This is a genomic window from Pseudomonas sp. TE3644 (assembly GCF_056278815.1).
In genome coordinates this window covers 2327963-2341750 of the sequence record NZ_JBWBQF010000001.1, presented here as the reverse complement: position 1 = coordinate 2341750, position 13788 = coordinate 2327963, and the positions used below count along the sequence as shown (strand labels likewise).

The 13788-nt window shown below is 64.7% G+C and carries 14 protein-coding genes; 6 read left to right on the top strand and 8 right to left on the bottom strand.

Features of this window, described 5'->3' with window-relative positions; translation table 11 throughout:
- Nucleotides 1–104: 104 nt before the first annotated feature.
- A complete protein-coding gene (locus ACZ9GA_RS10365) occupies nt 105–1283 on the bottom strand; it encodes a GGDEF domain-containing protein (RefSeq protein ID WP_457362758.1) in 1179 nt (392 codons plus the stop codon).
- A gap of 166 nt (nt 1284–1449) precedes the next feature.
- On the opposite strand from ACZ9GA_RS10365, the gene ACZ9GA_RS10360 reads away from it, so the two are divergent.
- A complete protein-coding gene (locus ACZ9GA_RS10360) occupies nt 1450–1581 on the top strand; it encodes a hypothetical protein (RefSeq protein WP_457362759.1) in 132 nt (43 codons plus the stop codon).
- A 76-nt stretch (nt 1582–1657) separates the two neighbouring features.
- Here ACZ9GA_RS10360 and ACZ9GA_RS10355 read toward each other — a convergent pair whose 3' ends face one another.
- From ACZ9GA_RS10355 to ACZ9GA_RS10330, 6 genes are all read right to left on the bottom strand, one after another.
- Nucleotides 1658–1894 carry a hypothetical protein gene (locus ACZ9GA_RS10355; protein ID WP_457362760.1) on the bottom strand — a complete coding sequence of 79 codons (237 nt, stop codon included), beginning with the start codon at nt 1892–1894 and terminating at the stop codon, nt 1658–1660.
- Nucleotides 1895–2027: 133 nt separating this feature from the next.
- A complete protein-coding gene (locus ACZ9GA_RS10350) occupies nt 2028–2978 on the bottom strand; it encodes a GlxA family transcriptional regulator (protein WP_457362761.1) in 951 nt (316 codons plus the stop codon).
- 198 nt (nt 2979–3176) lie between these two features.
- The gene (ycaC, locus tag ACZ9GA_RS10345) at nt 3177–3809 is read right to left on the bottom strand and encodes an isochorismate family cysteine hydrolase YcaC (RefSeq protein WP_457362762.1); all 633 of its coding nucleotides are present in this window, start codon (nt 3807–3809) and stop codon (nt 3177–3179) included.
- A gap of 34 nt (nt 3810–3843) precedes the next feature.
- Nucleotides 3844–5682, bottom strand: a complete 1839-nt coding sequence (locus ACZ9GA_RS10340; protein WP_457362763.1) for an amidohydrolase — start codon at nt 5680–5682, stop codon at nt 3844–3846.
- A gap of 25 nt (nt 5683–5707) precedes the next feature.
- The gene (locus ACZ9GA_RS10335; protein WP_457362764.1) at nt 5708–6118 is read right to left on the bottom strand and encodes a DoxX family protein; all 411 of its coding nucleotides are present in this window, start codon (nt 6116–6118) and stop codon (nt 5708–5710) included.
- A 221-nt stretch (nt 6119–6339) separates the two neighbouring features.
- The gene (locus ACZ9GA_RS10330) at nt 6340–7251 is read right to left on the bottom strand and encodes a LysR substrate-binding domain-containing protein (protein ID WP_457362765.1); all 912 of its coding nucleotides are present in this window, start codon (nt 7249–7251) and stop codon (nt 6340–6342) included.
- Nucleotides 7252–7415: 164 nt separating this feature from the next.
- On the opposite strand from ACZ9GA_RS10330, the gene ACZ9GA_RS10325 reads away from it, so the two are divergent.
- The 4 genes from ACZ9GA_RS10325 to ACZ9GA_RS10310 all read left to right on the top strand — a co-directional run bounded on the left by ACZ9GA_RS10325 (nt 7416) and on the right by ACZ9GA_RS10310 (nt 12087).
- Entirely contained in the window at nt 7416–9305 is a 1890-nt protein-coding gene (locus ACZ9GA_RS10325; RefSeq protein WP_457362766.1) for a hypothetical protein, read from the top strand.
- Nucleotides 9306–9452: 147 nt separating this feature from the next.
- Complete coding sequence (locus ACZ9GA_RS10320) at nt 9453–9659, top strand: hypervirulence associated TUDOR domain-containing protein (protein ID WP_457362767.1); 207 nt, start codon at nt 9453–9455, stop codon at nt 9657–9659.
- Between the two features lie 191 nt (nt 9660–9850).
- Complete coding sequence (locus tag ACZ9GA_RS10315; protein ID WP_457362768.1) at nt 9851–10723, top strand: glyoxalase; 873 nt, start codon at nt 9851–9853, stop codon at nt 10721–10723.
- On the top strand, nt 10720–12087 hold the full coding sequence (locus ACZ9GA_RS10310; RefSeq protein WP_457362769.1) for an alginate export family protein: 1368 nt from the start codon (nt 10720–10722) through the stop codon (nt 12085–12087). The genes ACZ9GA_RS10315 and ACZ9GA_RS10310 overlap by 4 nt, the downstream gene beginning before the upstream one ends.
- On the opposite strand, the gene ACZ9GA_RS10305 is transcribed toward ACZ9GA_RS10310, so the two are convergent.
- Nucleotides 12077–12610 (bottom strand): helix-turn-helix transcriptional regulator, encoded by a 534-nt coding sequence (locus ACZ9GA_RS10305; RefSeq protein WP_457362770.1) that lies wholly within the window; start codon nt 12608–12610, stop codon nt 12077–12079. The genes ACZ9GA_RS10310 and ACZ9GA_RS10305 overlap by 11 nt on opposite strands.
- Before the next feature lie 302 nt (nt 12611–12912).
- Between ACZ9GA_RS10305 and ACZ9GA_RS10300 the strand changes: the two genes are divergently transcribed.
- Nucleotides 12913–13734 (top strand): alpha/beta fold hydrolase, encoded by an 822-nt coding sequence (locus ACZ9GA_RS10300; protein WP_457362771.1) that lies wholly within the window; start codon nt 12913–12915, stop codon nt 13732–13734.
- Nucleotides 13735–13788 lie beyond the last annotated feature (54 nt).

Below are 13788 nucleotides of genomic sequence, written 5' to 3'. Positions count from 1 at the left end.
GCCTCATTAAATCAACAAGCGGCTGAGCTGGAACCTGATAGAAATAACAGTCCCCCAGCCCTGTGTTCCAGTTCACACCGGCCAGCGCAGCCTGGCGGCAGCGGCTACAGGGCCACCGCCACCTGATTGCGCCCGCCCTGCTTGGCCTGATACAGCAACCGGTCGCACTGCCCAAACACCTCCGTCGCCGTCTGCCCCGCCACCCCATCACACATCGCCGCCCCCACGCTGACCGTCAATACCCCATGCCCGTCCGGCCGGTGCCGATGCTCGATACCCAGCTCCTGCACCTGCTGCACTAGGCGTTTGGCCAGGGCGGTCAACTGCCCATGGTCATCCAGCGGCAAAACGATGGCGAATTCCTCGCCGCCATAGCGGAACAGCTCCCCTTCGGCCACGCACTGGGCCATCACCCCGGCCACGTCGGCCAGGCAACGGTCGCCAGCCTGATGCCCGTAGTGGTCGTTGAAAGGCTTGAAGTAATCGATGTCCACCAGCAGCAGGCCAAACGGCTGGCCCTGTTGCTCCATCAGCATCCAGCGCTCGTGCAGGTGTTGATCGAACGCGCGGCGGTTGCCCACCCGGGTCAGGGCATCGGTGATGGCCAGCGCTTGCAGCCTTTGGTTCAGGTCGTACAGCTGCGCCTGCTGCCAGCGTTCGTCCTGGTCGGCCAGGAAGGCGCGGCGCACGCTGACCACGTTGGTCCAGGCAATGAACAGGCTGAAAAACAGCACCGGCAGGTACACCACCACGAACACCAGCAGCGCCTTGGGATCGTTGGGGTGCAACAGGGCCACGTTGCCGATGACCACGCCCGAGATCAACAGCGAAACCACGGCAATGCCCTTGAATGACACCCGCACGCCGAGGTTGCCCAACAGCACGAAGATCACCGAGGCGTACAGGAACGTGGGTATGTCCGGTGAGTGGCTGCGCTTGAGCAGTTCGAACCAGGCAACGGCGCAGATCAGGTCGTGCACGGGCATCAGCATGTCGAGCAACAGCAGGTTGCGGCTGTAGCGGAACACTAAAAAGATGTTCACCAACCCCCAGGCCACCAGGCTGGTGCGCACCACCAGCGAGGTCATGGCCATGTCCGGGATCAGGATGAAGTCGGCGAACACATAGGAATAATAGGCCGCCGCCGCGATCAGGTTGATGGCCAGCAGAAAGCCGCGGTAGTGCTCAAGCACATAGGCGTTGAACGCAGGGCGCAGGGTTTCCGGGATTGTCCGGCTGGCATCGCGCAGGCGCGGGCGCGTGGGCTGTTCGGGAAGCGTCATGGCGAAGCGCCTGCAAACGGGATGGGCCAACTCAGTGTAAGAGCGGGTCACGCCTCTCGTCCAGTCGCACCGATACGGTGCGTGCTGAAACATCCTGTAACTGTGATCTGTTTGGTTTTTCGTTTGAGTGCAGGTTCCAATGGGACTTTTTCCCAAGGAGATCCACATGCCGACCAGCCAACTCATCCTGCTTCTGATCATCGGCGCCGCCGCCATGGCCTGGGGCGCCCGCCTGGATTTGAAGAACCGCCGCAAGGAACAGGCCGAGAAACAGGCGCGCGAGCAGCGCGAGGCCTGAGGGTTTCCCACTGCCACCTGCGCCTCGCTGGAAATCTTCAGGGTTTCCACCGGCCAGCGCAGCCTGGCGGCAGCGGCTACGGGGTGAGGCGCACCAACAGGGCTGCCAAATCCTGCCAGGGATGCTGCTCGCGTCGCGCGCCGCAGGTTGGCCGATGGGTGAACACCTCCCCCGGCTGGTTGATCGTTTGCGTCGCCTGACAGCAACTGCAGGTGATCTGCCCATCCTGCACCGCCCAGCGGAAGCTCCAGCTGGCCAGCCGATCCCCAGGGCTCATGCTGTCGCGCAGCGCCTGTGCGATCTCGTCCATCACCCCCATGTCCCCCATGACCGTCTCCCCTGCCCGATAGTCGACTGAGGATTATCTTGGCAGGCAGGCACGCACATCGGGTGACGGGCAGGGATACGACACGGCCAATGTCGTGCCCAATCCGGACATCATCCCTTCAATTGAATTGCTCACGGTACTGCGCGGGTGTACGCCCAATGCGTTCACTGAACAGCAGGCGCATGTGCCGGACGCTGCCAAAGCCACTTTTGAACGCCACGGTCTTGAGCGGCAGCTCGGTGCTTTCCAGCAGGTTGCGGGCGCGGTCGATGCGCGCGTTCTGGATAAAGGCCATGGGCGTGATGCCCACGTCCCGGGCAAACAGACGGCTGAGGTTGCGCGGGCTCATGGCGGCCACTTCGGCCAGTGCGTCGATGCTCAGCGGCTGGTCCAGGTGCTCAAGGATATGGTGCTGCACGCGGGTGACCGGCGAGTCCTGGGCCGCCACCTCGGCCATCAGCGGGCTGAACTGCGCCTGGTCCCCTTGGCGGCGCATGATCACCAACAGCACTTTGGCCACGTCCAGCGCCACCTTGCGGCCGTGGTCGCTGGCCACCACCGACAGCGCCAGGTCGATGCCGGCCGTCACACCACCAGAGGACAGCAGCTTGCGATCGTGAATGTAAATGTCTTCGGTGCCCACCTGCGCCTTGGGGAAGGCCTTGATCAGGCGGTCGGTGTAATGCCAGTGGGTGGTGACGCGGTGATCATCCAGCAGGCCCGCGTGGCCGAGAATGAAGGCGCCGGTGCAGATCGAACCATAGGACGGCAAGTGCTGGGCGGCCTGTTTGAGCCAGTCGATCAGCGCAGGATGTTGTTCGTTATAAGCGCCCGGTCCGCCAGGCACCAGCAGCAGGTCGATGGGCTGGTTGGCGTCTTCGATCAGGTGATCGGCGTGCACGGTGATGCCGCTTGAGGCACGCACACTGCGGTGCGCCGTGGCATAGGTGGCGATGCGATAGTGCTGGCAAGGCGCCAAATAGCGGTTGGCGATGGAGAACACTTCCACCGGGCCGGCCATGTCCAGCAGCAGGAAATCGGGGTACAGCACGATTGCAACGTCTTTCATGTCCAGGGGCCAATTGCCTGTGTTCAAGCAGGCGACAGTACCCTGTCCAGCGATAATGGCAAGCATTCACGCAAACGAACAGTTCTCGACCCACCCCGTAGCCGCTGCCGAAGGCTGCGCTGGCCCTGTGCCTCGCTGAAAATCTTCAGGGTTCACACGGGCCAGCGCAGCCTGGCGGCAGCGGCTACAGGTCGAGACTTACTTCTTGACAGTCAGCGCCACGTAGCTGTTCATCAGGTTGCGGTAGTTGGGCAGGCGCTGGGACAGCAGGTTGCCCAGGCCTTCGATGTCGTTGCGCCAGTCGCGGTGCAGCTCGCAGGCCACGGCGAACCAGTTCATCAGCTGGGCACCGGCAGCGCTCATGCGCGCCCAGGCAGCCTGTTGCACGGTGTCGTTGAAAGTACCCGAGGCATCGGTCACCACGAACACGTCAAAGCCTTCAGCCAGCGCCGACAGGGTCGGGAACGCCACGCACACGTCAGTCACCACGCCTGCGATGATCAGTTGCTTGCGGCCGGTGGCCTTGATGGCCTGGACGAAGTCGGCGTTGTCCCAAGCGTTGATCTGGCCAGGGCGCGGGATGTACGGCGCGTCCGGGAACATTTCTTTGAGCTCAGGTACCAGCGGGCCGTTGGGGCCGTTTTCGAAGCTGGTGGTCAGGATGGTCGGCAGGCCGAAGAACTTGGCGCAGTCGGCCAGGGCCAGCACGTTGTTCTTGAACTCGTTGGGCGAGAAATCCTGCACCAGCGAGATCAGGCCGGTCTGGTGGTCAACCAGCAGGACCACGGCGTCGTCTTTGTTCAGGCGGTTGTAAACAGGCGAATTGCTCATAACGGACTCCTAGCGTGTGTGTTGGATAACAGATTCAGAACGAGAAGCAGGAACAGCCCAGCGCACCCCAGAAACCCTGGAAGTCGCTGATCGGCGCGCTGGACTGGCGCGCCCGGTCGTGGCTGTGGACGTGCACGGCGCACGGGCCGCTGCAGTGGTGAACCTGCTGTGCCATGGGCGCTTGTGGGCGCCAGTGGCCCGGCACCTTGACCACCGGCGACCACTCGGGCACCACCGGCAGGCGCGGCGGCGCCAGGTCGGAAAATTCTGCGTCGGCGTGCACCACCTTGCCGCCGACCACAGTCAGCACCGATTCCAGCCACTTGATGGCTTCTTCCTCGACGCTGAAGAAGTCGGCGGACAAGGCGGCCAGGTCAGCCAGTTGGCCGATCTTGATCTGGCCCTTGTTGCCTTGCTCGGACGAGAACCAGGCGCTGCCGTGGGTGAACAGTTCCAGCGCGGTGTCACGCGGCAAGCCTTCAGGCTGCAACGCCAGGCCGCCGACGGTGCGGCCGCTGACCATCCAGTACAGCGAGGTCCACGGGTTGTAGCTGGACACCCGCGTGGCATCGGTGCCGGCGCCCACCGGCACGCCTTCGGCCAGCATGCGCTTGATCGGCGGCGTGGCCTCGGCGGCCTGCTGGCCGTAGCGGTCGACAAAGTACTCACCCTGGAAGGCCATGCGGTCCTGGATGGCGATGCCGCCGTTCAGGGCGCGTACACGCTCGATGTTGCGCGGCGAAATGGTCTCGGCGTGGTCGAAGAACCACGGCAGGTTGTTGAACGGGATGTCGCGGTTGACCTTCTCGAACACGTCCAGCATGCGCGAGATGGACTCGTCATAGGTGGCGTGCAGGCGGAACGGCCAGCGCTGCTCGACCAGGTGGCGCACCACCGGCTCCAGCTCTTCTTCCATGGTTTGCGGCAGGTCCGGGCGCGGTTCAAGGAAGTCCTCGAAGTCGGCCGCCGAGAACACCAGCATCTCGCCGGCGCCGTTGTGGCGCAGGTAGTCGTCGCCCTGGTGCAGCTTGACGCTGGAGGTCCAGTTCTTGAAGTCGGTCAGCTCTTCCTTGGGCTTCTGGGTGAACAGGTTGTAGGCGATGCGCACCGTCAACTGATCGTCCTTGGCCAACTGCTCGATCACTTGGTAGTCATCGGGGTAGTTCTGGAAGCCACCACCGGCGTCGATCACGCTGGTCAGGCCCAGGCGGTTCAGCTCACGCATGAACTGGCGGGTGGAGTTGACCTGGTATTCGAGCGGCAGCTTCGGCCCCTTGGCCAGGGTGGCGTAGAGGATCATCGCGTTGGGACGGGCGATCAGCATGCCGGTCGGGTCGCCATTGGCATCACGCTGGATCTCACCGCCGGGCGGGTTTGGCGTGTCGCGGGTGTAGCCCACCACGCGCAAGGCGGCGCGGTTGAGCAAGGCGCGGTCGTACAGGTGCAGCACGAACACCGGGGTGTCGGGGGCGGCCTGGTTGAGCTCCTGCAGGGTGGGCATGCGTTTTTCGGCGAACTGGAACTCGTTCCAGCCACCCACTACGCGCACCCATTGCGGGGTGGGCGTGCGGTCAGCCTGCTCCTTGAGCATGCGCAGGGCGTCGGCCACCGACGGCACGCCTTCCCAGCGCAGTTCCAGGTTGTAGTTCAGGCCGCCACGGATCAGGTGCAGGTGCGAGTCGTTCAGGCCAGGGATGACGGTGCGGCCTTTAAGGTCGATGACCTGGGTGCCGGTGCCACGAAAGGCCATGGCCTGGGCATCGCTGCCCACGGCCACGAAGCGGCCTTCACGGATGGCCACCGCGCTGGCGGTGGGGTTCTGCCGGTCGACGGTGTGAAACTTGCCATTGAAAAGAATCAGTTCGGCGTTCATTGCAGCTCCTGGGAAGGTGGAGAAATCAGGCGTAGCGCAGCGGCGCGGGCAAGCGCGGGGCCACGGCCAGGCGGCCGGCGCCGCCGATCAAAATGGTGGTGAACAGGATCAACAGCAGCCAGGCGAACTGGCCCTGCTCAAGGGTCCATTCGGGGTGCACGAACACCAGCGCCACCAGCAGCACCGCCAGCACGGGCAGACAAGCCAGGCGGGTGAACACGCCGGCGATGATCAGCAGCGGGCACAGCACCTCGGCAAAAATAGCCAGGCACAGGGTGGGCACGGCGCCCAAGTGGAAGGGGTCTTCGATCAACTGTAGCTGAGCCTGGAAGTTCAGCAGCTTGGGCAGGCCGTGCACCGTCAGCAGGAACACCGCGGCGCACACACGCAACCACAACAGGGCAAGGTCGGCGGGGTGGTGGCGGTGCGGGGTCATGGGTGGTCCTGGGTGGGTGATCAGAAGCGCCTATGATGAGCACCCTGCCCCTGGACCGATTGCACGGGTGTGCTGTGTTTTGAACCGGTGTGCGACCAGAAATCGTTGATGAACCCACCGCATTCCTTGTGGGACCGGGCGAAGCTCGGGAAGAGGCCATCCCGACTATCGTGTCGTTCGCTTCCCGAGCTTCGCCCGGTCCCACAAGGAGCGCGGCGGTGTCAGGGCAGCGGCGCCGCCATGACGCGGCTGATGTGTGCGCGCAACCAGCGCTCGGCCGGGTCGTTGTCGTGCACCCCGCTCCACACCATCGACAACTCGGCCGGCACGATGGGGAACGGCGGCTCGTCGGCGCGCAGCGCACCGTCTTCCACCAGCGCGCAAGCGGCATAGTCGGGCACCGTGGCAATCAGGTTGCTGCCCCTGAGCAGCGCCCGCAAGCCATGAAACTGCGGCACCCCCAGCACCACCCGGCGCGTGCGCCCGACCTTGGCCAGGTCCAGGTCGATGTTGCCGCTCAGGTCGCCCGAGAACGACACCATCGCATGGGGCCGCTCGCAGTAATCGTCCAGGGTCAGCGCCCCCGGCTCACTGTCACCGCGCAGCACCTTGCAGCCAATATCACGCAGCTTGCGGCGCTTGGCGTTGGCCGGCAAATCGGTGGTGTAGCTCACGCCCACCGAGATCTCGCCGCTGGCGAGCATGGCCGGCAGCAACAGGTAATTGGCGCGGCGCACCACGATGATGATGCCCGGCGCCTCCTCGCGCAGCTGCGCCAGCAAGGGCGGGAACAGGCCGAACTCGGCATCGTCCGACAGGCCGATGCGGAAGGTGGCGCAACTGGTGGTGGGGTCGAAATCCTTGGCGCGGCTGACGGCGCCGGAGATGGTGTCCAGCGCCGGGCGCAATTCTTCCAGAATCGACAGCGCGCGCAGGGTGGGCTCCATGTTGCGACCGTTGCGGATCAGCAGCGGGTCGTCGAACAGGTCGCGCAGCCGGCCCAGCGCAGCACTGACCGCCGGCTGGCCGATGAAGTGCTTTTCGGCCACCCGGGTCAGGTTGCGCTCGAACATCAGCGCTTCGAACAGCACCAGCAGGTTCATGTCGACGTGACGCAAGTCGTTGCGGTTCATGGATGGCGGGCTCCTTGCTGAGCGGGGTGGACGGGCGACCTGCTAGTGAAGCACAGCGCCAAGGGTTTGTTTTGAACGAATGTGCTGCTTGGGAAATTTCCTCTTTCTGCGCCAAGGGGGCCAAGGGCATGTTGCGACGGTCAATGGCCCCCGGACTTGCCCCGATGAAAACAGCCACCTGGTACCTGCCGCTCAGCGAACCGCTTGCTGGCGCCCTGCTGAACGACGCCCCCCTGGACGTGGCCGACCTGTGCCGCTATCAGACGGCGGCCATCCTCTACCTGCTGCACCTGCCCAAGCTGCCAGCCAACTCCGCCGTGGCCATGCAGCAGGCCTTCGCCCGCCTGCTGGAGCGCCCCACCGCCACCTTGAAAACCTTCCTGGCCGAAGGCTTTGAGCCGGCCGCCTTCGCCAAGGGGCTGGCCCACGCCCGCGCCATCGGTATCGAACTGCTGGACGCCGACACGGTGAAACGCCACCCGTTCGTTCACCCCCAGGGCACCTGGGATTTCGACTTCGCGCAACGCCATCGGGCCTCGCACGGTCCGTTGCAGCACGCCTACCCGCGCCCCGGCGGCCTGATCATTCGCCTCAGCGACCACCAGTTGCGCCTGGTGCAGAACATCCGCGCCAACCTTGAGGACTCCATCGAAGCCCAGGCCCACGCCGGCACCGGCAAGACCTTCGTGCTGGAGCAAGTGCTGGAGTTGATGCCCAAGGGCCAATGCCTGCTGCTGGCCGACGCGCAGCCCAAGCTTCAAGCCGTCAGCAAGCGCTTTGGCGATCAGGTGTCCACCTCCACCTTCAGGCAACTGGCCGAACACCTGCTGGCCCGCGGCAATCAGTTGCTCAAGGCGCGCATGCTGGCCTCATCACGGTTGCCGGTGCACTACGCGGCACTGGCCGAGCAGGCCAACCTGGGGCCCATCGGCCGCCGCACTCCAACGCAGGTCGCCGCCCTGTGCTGGAGTATCATTGCCAGGTTCTGCGCCACGCCCGACACCAGCATCACCGTCGCCCACCTGCCCGCCGAGCAGTTGCTGTGGATCGCCCCGGCCGAGCGGCAACTGCTGGCGCTGATGGCCGAGAAGCTGTGGTTCAAGATCAAGACCCTGAACGTCGATGCGCCGCTGCTGCCCAGTCGGGGCTACCACCGGATCAAGCAGATGATGCTGCACAACCTATTCATCCCCGAGCCCATCAAGATGATCATCATCGACGAGGGCCAGGACCTGTCCCCGGCCATCGTCGACTTCCTCAACCGCTCGCCACAATCGGTCATTACCCTGGGTGACCAGTTTCAAAACCTGGATGGCCGTTACGTCCCTCACCACGCCTCGATTCGGCATCGTGAAATGGCCATGTCGCTGCGCTGTGGGCCGTCATTGGTGGACTACGTCAACGACTTGATCGAGATATTCCCACATGCCAGCACTTTGCCGTTCACGGCAGACAAGACCAAGCAAACCGTGGTCGCCCACTACCCCGCCACCACCTTCCCCGCCGAGCCGTGCGTGATATTGGTGGCGGACGAATGGGGCCTGTTTGACTGGCTGATCCGCAGCCGCGACGAAGCCCGGGGCGCGGCAGTCATCGATTGGGAATGGCGCCTTGAAGGGTTCATGGAAGGTTGTTTGAACCTGTGCCTGTACGACCAGCCCGCCAGCCATGGCCTGATTGCCCGCTACGCCAACTGGGCCCAGTTGCGTGAAGTGATGGCCTGGAACGAGGCGTTCCTGCGGGTGGAGCACTGGCTGCAGACCGTCGGGGGACGATTTGGCGTATCCGGGCTGTACCGGCGCGCCGAGCTGGCCGAGTTTTCCTGGGACACCCCAATGCGCCCCTTGCTGGCGACTGTCTACACCGCCAAGAACTTCGAACTGCCGCACATGGCCCTGTCCGAAGACCTCTACTACTTCGCCAACCTGAAGGGCAAGCGGGCGCTGTCCAAGAAGCTGGCCCTGCTGTACACCGCCATCACCCGCGCCAGCGGCAAAATCCACTTCCCCGACACCCACCAGGAGCGCATGGCGCACATCCACGCCGCCCTGTAGCCGCTGCCGCAGGCTGCGCTGGCCGGTGTGAACCCTGAAGATCTTCAGCGAGGCAGAGGGCCAGCGCAGCCTGGCGGCAGCGGCTACGGGAATTTTGCGCTGTGGCGTTGAGTCTTATGGCTACGCCCACAACCCAGGAGCCCGAAGATGAAAACGTTCAAAGTCGGCGATGCCGTGCGCTGGAACTCCGAAGCCGGCGAAATCCATGGCACGGTGGTCAAGGTGCATGTGCATGACCTGGAGTTCATGGGCAGGCACCGCCCCGCGTCCAAAGCCGAGCCCCAGTACGAAGTCAAAAGCGACAAGACCGGCCACCACGCCGTGCACCATGGCGATGCCCTCCACAAACGCTGACGCTACAGGACGGCGTCGTCTGCATCGCGGCCAAGGCCGGCTCCTACCTCGGTCGGCGTAGGAGCCGACTTTAGTCGCGATGCGGGCAACGCGGTTTCAAGGCATCGGCTTGAAAAGCACACCCATTCAATTATTCATCTCCCCCACCCGCCACCCTGACGCCATCAACTTGCCCCTCTCTGGAGTTTGTCATGCGTCATACCCTGCTCATGCTCGCCATTGCCACGCCGCTGTCGGCGCTGGCTGCCACCGGCCCTGCGGTCGGCCCGCAATACGACACCAGCCACGTGTACGTGGCCCCCGGCGATGTCGATGCCTTTGTGCAAAGCTTCACCACCACCTTCGGCGGCAAGAGCACGCCGCAAGTGGTGGCCGATGTCACGCCAACGCCCAGCAGCACCACCTCGCAGCTGCTGCAGACGCCCTCGGGCACGGTCTCGCTGTTCGGCTTCAAGACGCCCATCCCGCACCCGTTCGGTGATGAGCGCAACGGCTACCTGGTCAAGGACATGGACCAGGCCATCAAGCTGGCCCGCCAGGCCGGTGCCGACGTGATCGTGGCGCCCTTCCCCGACCCCATCGGCCGCGACGCCGTGGTGCAGTGGCCAGGCGGCGTGAACATGCAGCTATACTGGCACAACACCGCGCCCAACTATGCGGCGTTCCAGTACGTACCGGAGAACCGCGTGTACGTATCAGCCGATCGCGCCCCGGCGTTCATCAAGGCGTTCACCACTTTCTCCCACGGCAAAGTGGTGGCCGACGATAAACACGCCCCCGGCGCCGAGATCGGCCGCGACAAGGGCACCTATGAGCGTGTGCGCATCACCTCCGACTTCGGCCGCATGACCGTACTGGTCACCGACGGTCACCTGCCCTTCCCTTACGGCCACGACACCACTGGCTACGAAGTGGCCGACCTGAATGCCACCCTGGCCAAGGCCACCGGCAGCGGCGCCACCGTGCTGGTACCGGCCGCCACCACCGATGGCCGTACGGCGGCGATGGTGCAGTTCCCAGGCGGCTACGTCGCGGAAATCCACCAAGTCCTGGCGAAACAGTGAAGCGGCCACTCGTCGGCCTGTCGTTGGCGCTGCTGCCGTTGCTGGCAGCGGCCGACGATACGCGCCCCGCCATCAAGGCCAACCGCTGGCAGGAGGACTGGTCGGCCCTGGCCTCCCCCGCCCTGCGCACCGAGCCTTTGGACAACCTCAAGTACATCGCCCTGGGGGACAGCGCCTGGCTGTCCCTGGGCGCCACCTTGCGCGAACGCCTGGAAATGAACGACGCCCCCGGCTTCGGCACCAAGGGCGTGAAGCGTGACAACTACCTGCTGCAACGCTTCCAGGTGCACGCCGACCTGCATTTGAACGAGCACTGGCGAGTCTTCACGCAACTGGAAGACGTACGCGCCTATGACAAGACCACCATCGGCGGCGCCGACCAGAACCGCCTGGACCTGCGCCTGGCCTTTCTGGAATACATCAACGCCTACGACAGCGGCACCCTGAAAACCCGCGTGGGCCGCCAGGATTTCGCCTTCGACTTGCAGCGCTTCGTGTCCTCGCGCGACGGACCCAACGTGCGTCAGTCGTTCGATGCCCTGTGGGCCGACTGGGAAACCAGCCAGTGGCGCTTCATCGGCATCGCCAGCCACCCGGTGCAGTACCGCGACGACGAGCACTTCGACGACACCTCCAGCAAGGCGATTCGCTTCGACATGCTGCGCGTGGAACGCGTGGTGGGCAGCAATCAGGAACTGTCGGCCTACTACGCCCTGTACCAGCGCGACGAAGCCCAGTACCTGGACGCGGTGGGCAGCGAGCACCGGGACATCCTTGATGCCCGTTATGCCGGCACCGCAGCCAGCGTGGATTGGGACGTGGAAGGCATGCTGCAGTCAGGCAGCGTGGCCGGCAAGGACATCCGCGCCTGGGCCGCTGGCAGTCGGCTGGGCTACACCTTCAAGCAAACCCCGTGGACCCCGCGCCTGGGCCTGCAACTGGACGTCGCCTCGGGTGACAGCCATGCCGGCGACGGCCGCGTGGGCACCTTCAACCCGCTGTTCCCCAATGGCTATTACTTCACCCTGGCCGGCTACACCGGCTATAGCAACTTGATCCACGTCAAGCCGTCGCTCACGGTCAAGCCGCTGCCGGGCCTGAGCGTGCAGACTGCGGTCGGCCTGCTGTGGCGTCAGACCACCAACGACGCGGTGTACACCCAGCCCAACATCGCCGTGGCCAACACCGCCGGCAGCGGCCAGCGCTGGACCGGCGCCTATGCCCAGCTGCGCACCGACTACGCCTTCACGGCCAACCTGAGCGGGGCCATCGAGGCTGTGCACTACGACGTCGGGCAAAGCCTGCGCGACGCCGGTGGCCACGACAGCAACTACCTGGGCACCGAACTTAAATTCAGTTGGTAAGGGACTGACGCGGCAGGGAGCGACGCCAGGCAAAGGGCGTCACTCCCATGCCCCGCGTGAACACGCGGGTGAAGTGCGACTGATCGGCAAACCCACACTCCAGGCCCACCTGGGCGATGGCCATGTCGTTGTCGGCCAGCAGCGCCTTGGCGCGTTCAAGACGGGCCTGCTGCAGCCAGTCGCGGGGCGACTGCCCGGTGGTTTTCTTGAAGGCGCGGGAAAAGTGGCTGCGCGACAGCGAGCAGGCGGCGGCGATGTCGGCAATGCAGGGGCTGGCACCCATCTGCTCCAGCATCAACTGCTTGGCGCGGCGCGTCTGCCACGGCGACAAGGCCACACGCTGTGGTTCCGGCGCCGTGTCGCTGTAGCGCACCAGCAGGTGCTCGCACAGGGCGCTGGAGTGCTGATGCAACGTATCGGGCGCAGCAGGGCCGGGCTCGGCCAGGGTGGCGGCCAGGGTCAGCAGCAGGTCGAGGGTCACCGGGTCCAGGGCGGCGCCGGGGGCTTGCATGCGGGCGTTCATGGGCAAGATTTCCTATTACGATCCAGGCTATCAGTGTCCCCGTGTGCGCCTTTAAGGTCCTTGTCGGCACCTTAATCGTTCTGAATTAAGAACGATTAAGGTTCGCCCAAGGATTTTTGTAGCCCCAGCCCCTTAGCGTGTGAACTCCCGTCGCCGCAACTGCCTTGACACCGCGTTGCCTGCATCGCGACTAAAGTCGGCTCCTACACCGTCCGTGGTAGGAGCCGACTTTAGTCGCGATGGCGCTAGTGCGACCAGCGCCGATGCAGCGGCCGAGCGGGCTCACCAATCAGGAGACAAGCATGCCTTACTTGACCACCACCGATGGCACCCAGCTGTACTACAAGGACTGGGGCAGCGGCCAACCCGTGGTACTGAGCCACGGCTGGCCGTTGAACGCCGACATGTGGGACTACCAGGCCAACTTCCTGGCCAACAACGGCTTCCGCGTAATCGCCCACGACCGTCGCGGCTTTGGCCGCTCCAGCCAACCCTGGACCGGCTACGACTACGACACCTTCGCCGATGACCTGGAGCAACTGCTCAGCCACCTGGACATCAGCAACGCGGTGCTGGCGGGCTTCTCCATGGGCGGCGGCGAAGTGGCGCGCTACCTGGGCCGTCACGGCAGCAAGCGCATCGCCAAGGCGGTGCTGATCAGCGCCGTGACGCCGCTGATGATCCGCCGCGACGATCACCCCGAAGGCATGGACCCGGCCATCTTCGACGGCATCCGCCAAGGCCTGCTCAACGACCGTGCCGGCTTCCTCGACGCCTTCGGCCCGGTGTTCACCGGCAGCGCGGAGCCTGCCAACAAGGTCGGCAAACCGATGCTCGACTGGACCCAGTTCCTGGCCCTGCAGGCCGGCTTCAAGGGCACTTACGACTGCGTGGCGGCGTTCTCGGAAACCGACTTCCGTGATGACCTGCGCAGCATCGACATCCCCACCCTGGTGATCCATGGCGACGGCGATGCGGTGGTGAGCTTCGAGGTGACCGGCAAGGCGGCCGCAGAATTGGTACGTGGGGCGACGCTGAAGGTGTACCCGGGTGCACCGCACGCGGTGTATTTCACCCATAAAGACCAGTTGAATCAGGACTTGCTGGCCTTCGCCCGCAGCTGACGCACTTGTAGCCGCTGCCGCCAGGCTGCGCTGGCCATGTGCCCCGCAGGAGAT

Excerpts from the sequence above, each read along its gene's own strand:
- ACZ9GA_RS10365 (WP_457362758.1), bottom strand. The coding sequence starts at position 1,283 with ATGACGCTTCCCGAACAGCCCACGCGCCCGCGCCTGCGCGATGCCAGC.
- ACZ9GA_RS10360 (WP_457362759.1), top strand. The coding sequence starts at position 1,450 with ATGCCGACCAGCCAACTCATCCTGCTTCTGATCATCGGCGCCGCCGCC.
- ACZ9GA_RS10350 (WP_457362761.1), bottom strand. The coding sequence starts at position 2,978 with ATGAAAGACGTTGCAATCGTGCTGTACCCCGATTTCCTGCTGCTGGAC.
- ycaC (WP_457362762.1), bottom strand. The coding sequence starts at position 3,809 with ATGAGCAATTCGCCTGTTTACAACCGCCTGAACAAAGACGACGCCGTG.
- ACZ9GA_RS10340 (WP_457362763.1), bottom strand. The coding sequence starts at position 5,682 with ATGAACGCCGAACTGATTCTTTTCAATGGCAAGTTTCACACCGTCGAC.
- ACZ9GA_RS10335 (WP_457362764.1), bottom strand. The coding sequence starts at position 6,118 with ATGACCCCGCACCGCCACCACCCCGCCGACCTTGCCCTGTTGTGGTTG.
- ACZ9GA_RS10330 (WP_457362765.1), bottom strand. The coding sequence starts at position 7,251 with ATGAACCGCAACGACTTGCGTCACGTCGACATGAACCTGCTGGTGCTG.
- ACZ9GA_RS10325 (WP_457362766.1), top strand. The coding sequence starts at position 7,416 with ATGAAAACAGCCACCTGGTACCTGCCGCTCAGCGAACCGCTTGCTGGC.
- ACZ9GA_RS10320 (WP_457362767.1), top strand. The coding sequence starts at position 9,453 with ATGAAAACGTTCAAAGTCGGCGATGCCGTGCGCTGGAACTCCGAAGCC.
- ACZ9GA_RS10315 (WP_457362768.1), top strand. The coding sequence starts at position 9,851 with ATGCGTCATACCCTGCTCATGCTCGCCATTGCCACGCCGCTGTCGGCG.
- ACZ9GA_RS10305 (WP_457362770.1), bottom strand. The coding sequence starts at position 12,610 with ATGAACGCCCGCATGCAAGCCCCCGGCGCCGCCCTGGACCCGGTGACC.
- ACZ9GA_RS10300 (WP_457362771.1), top strand. The coding sequence starts at position 12,913 with ATGCCTTACTTGACCACCACCGATGGCACCCAGCTGTACTACAAGGAC.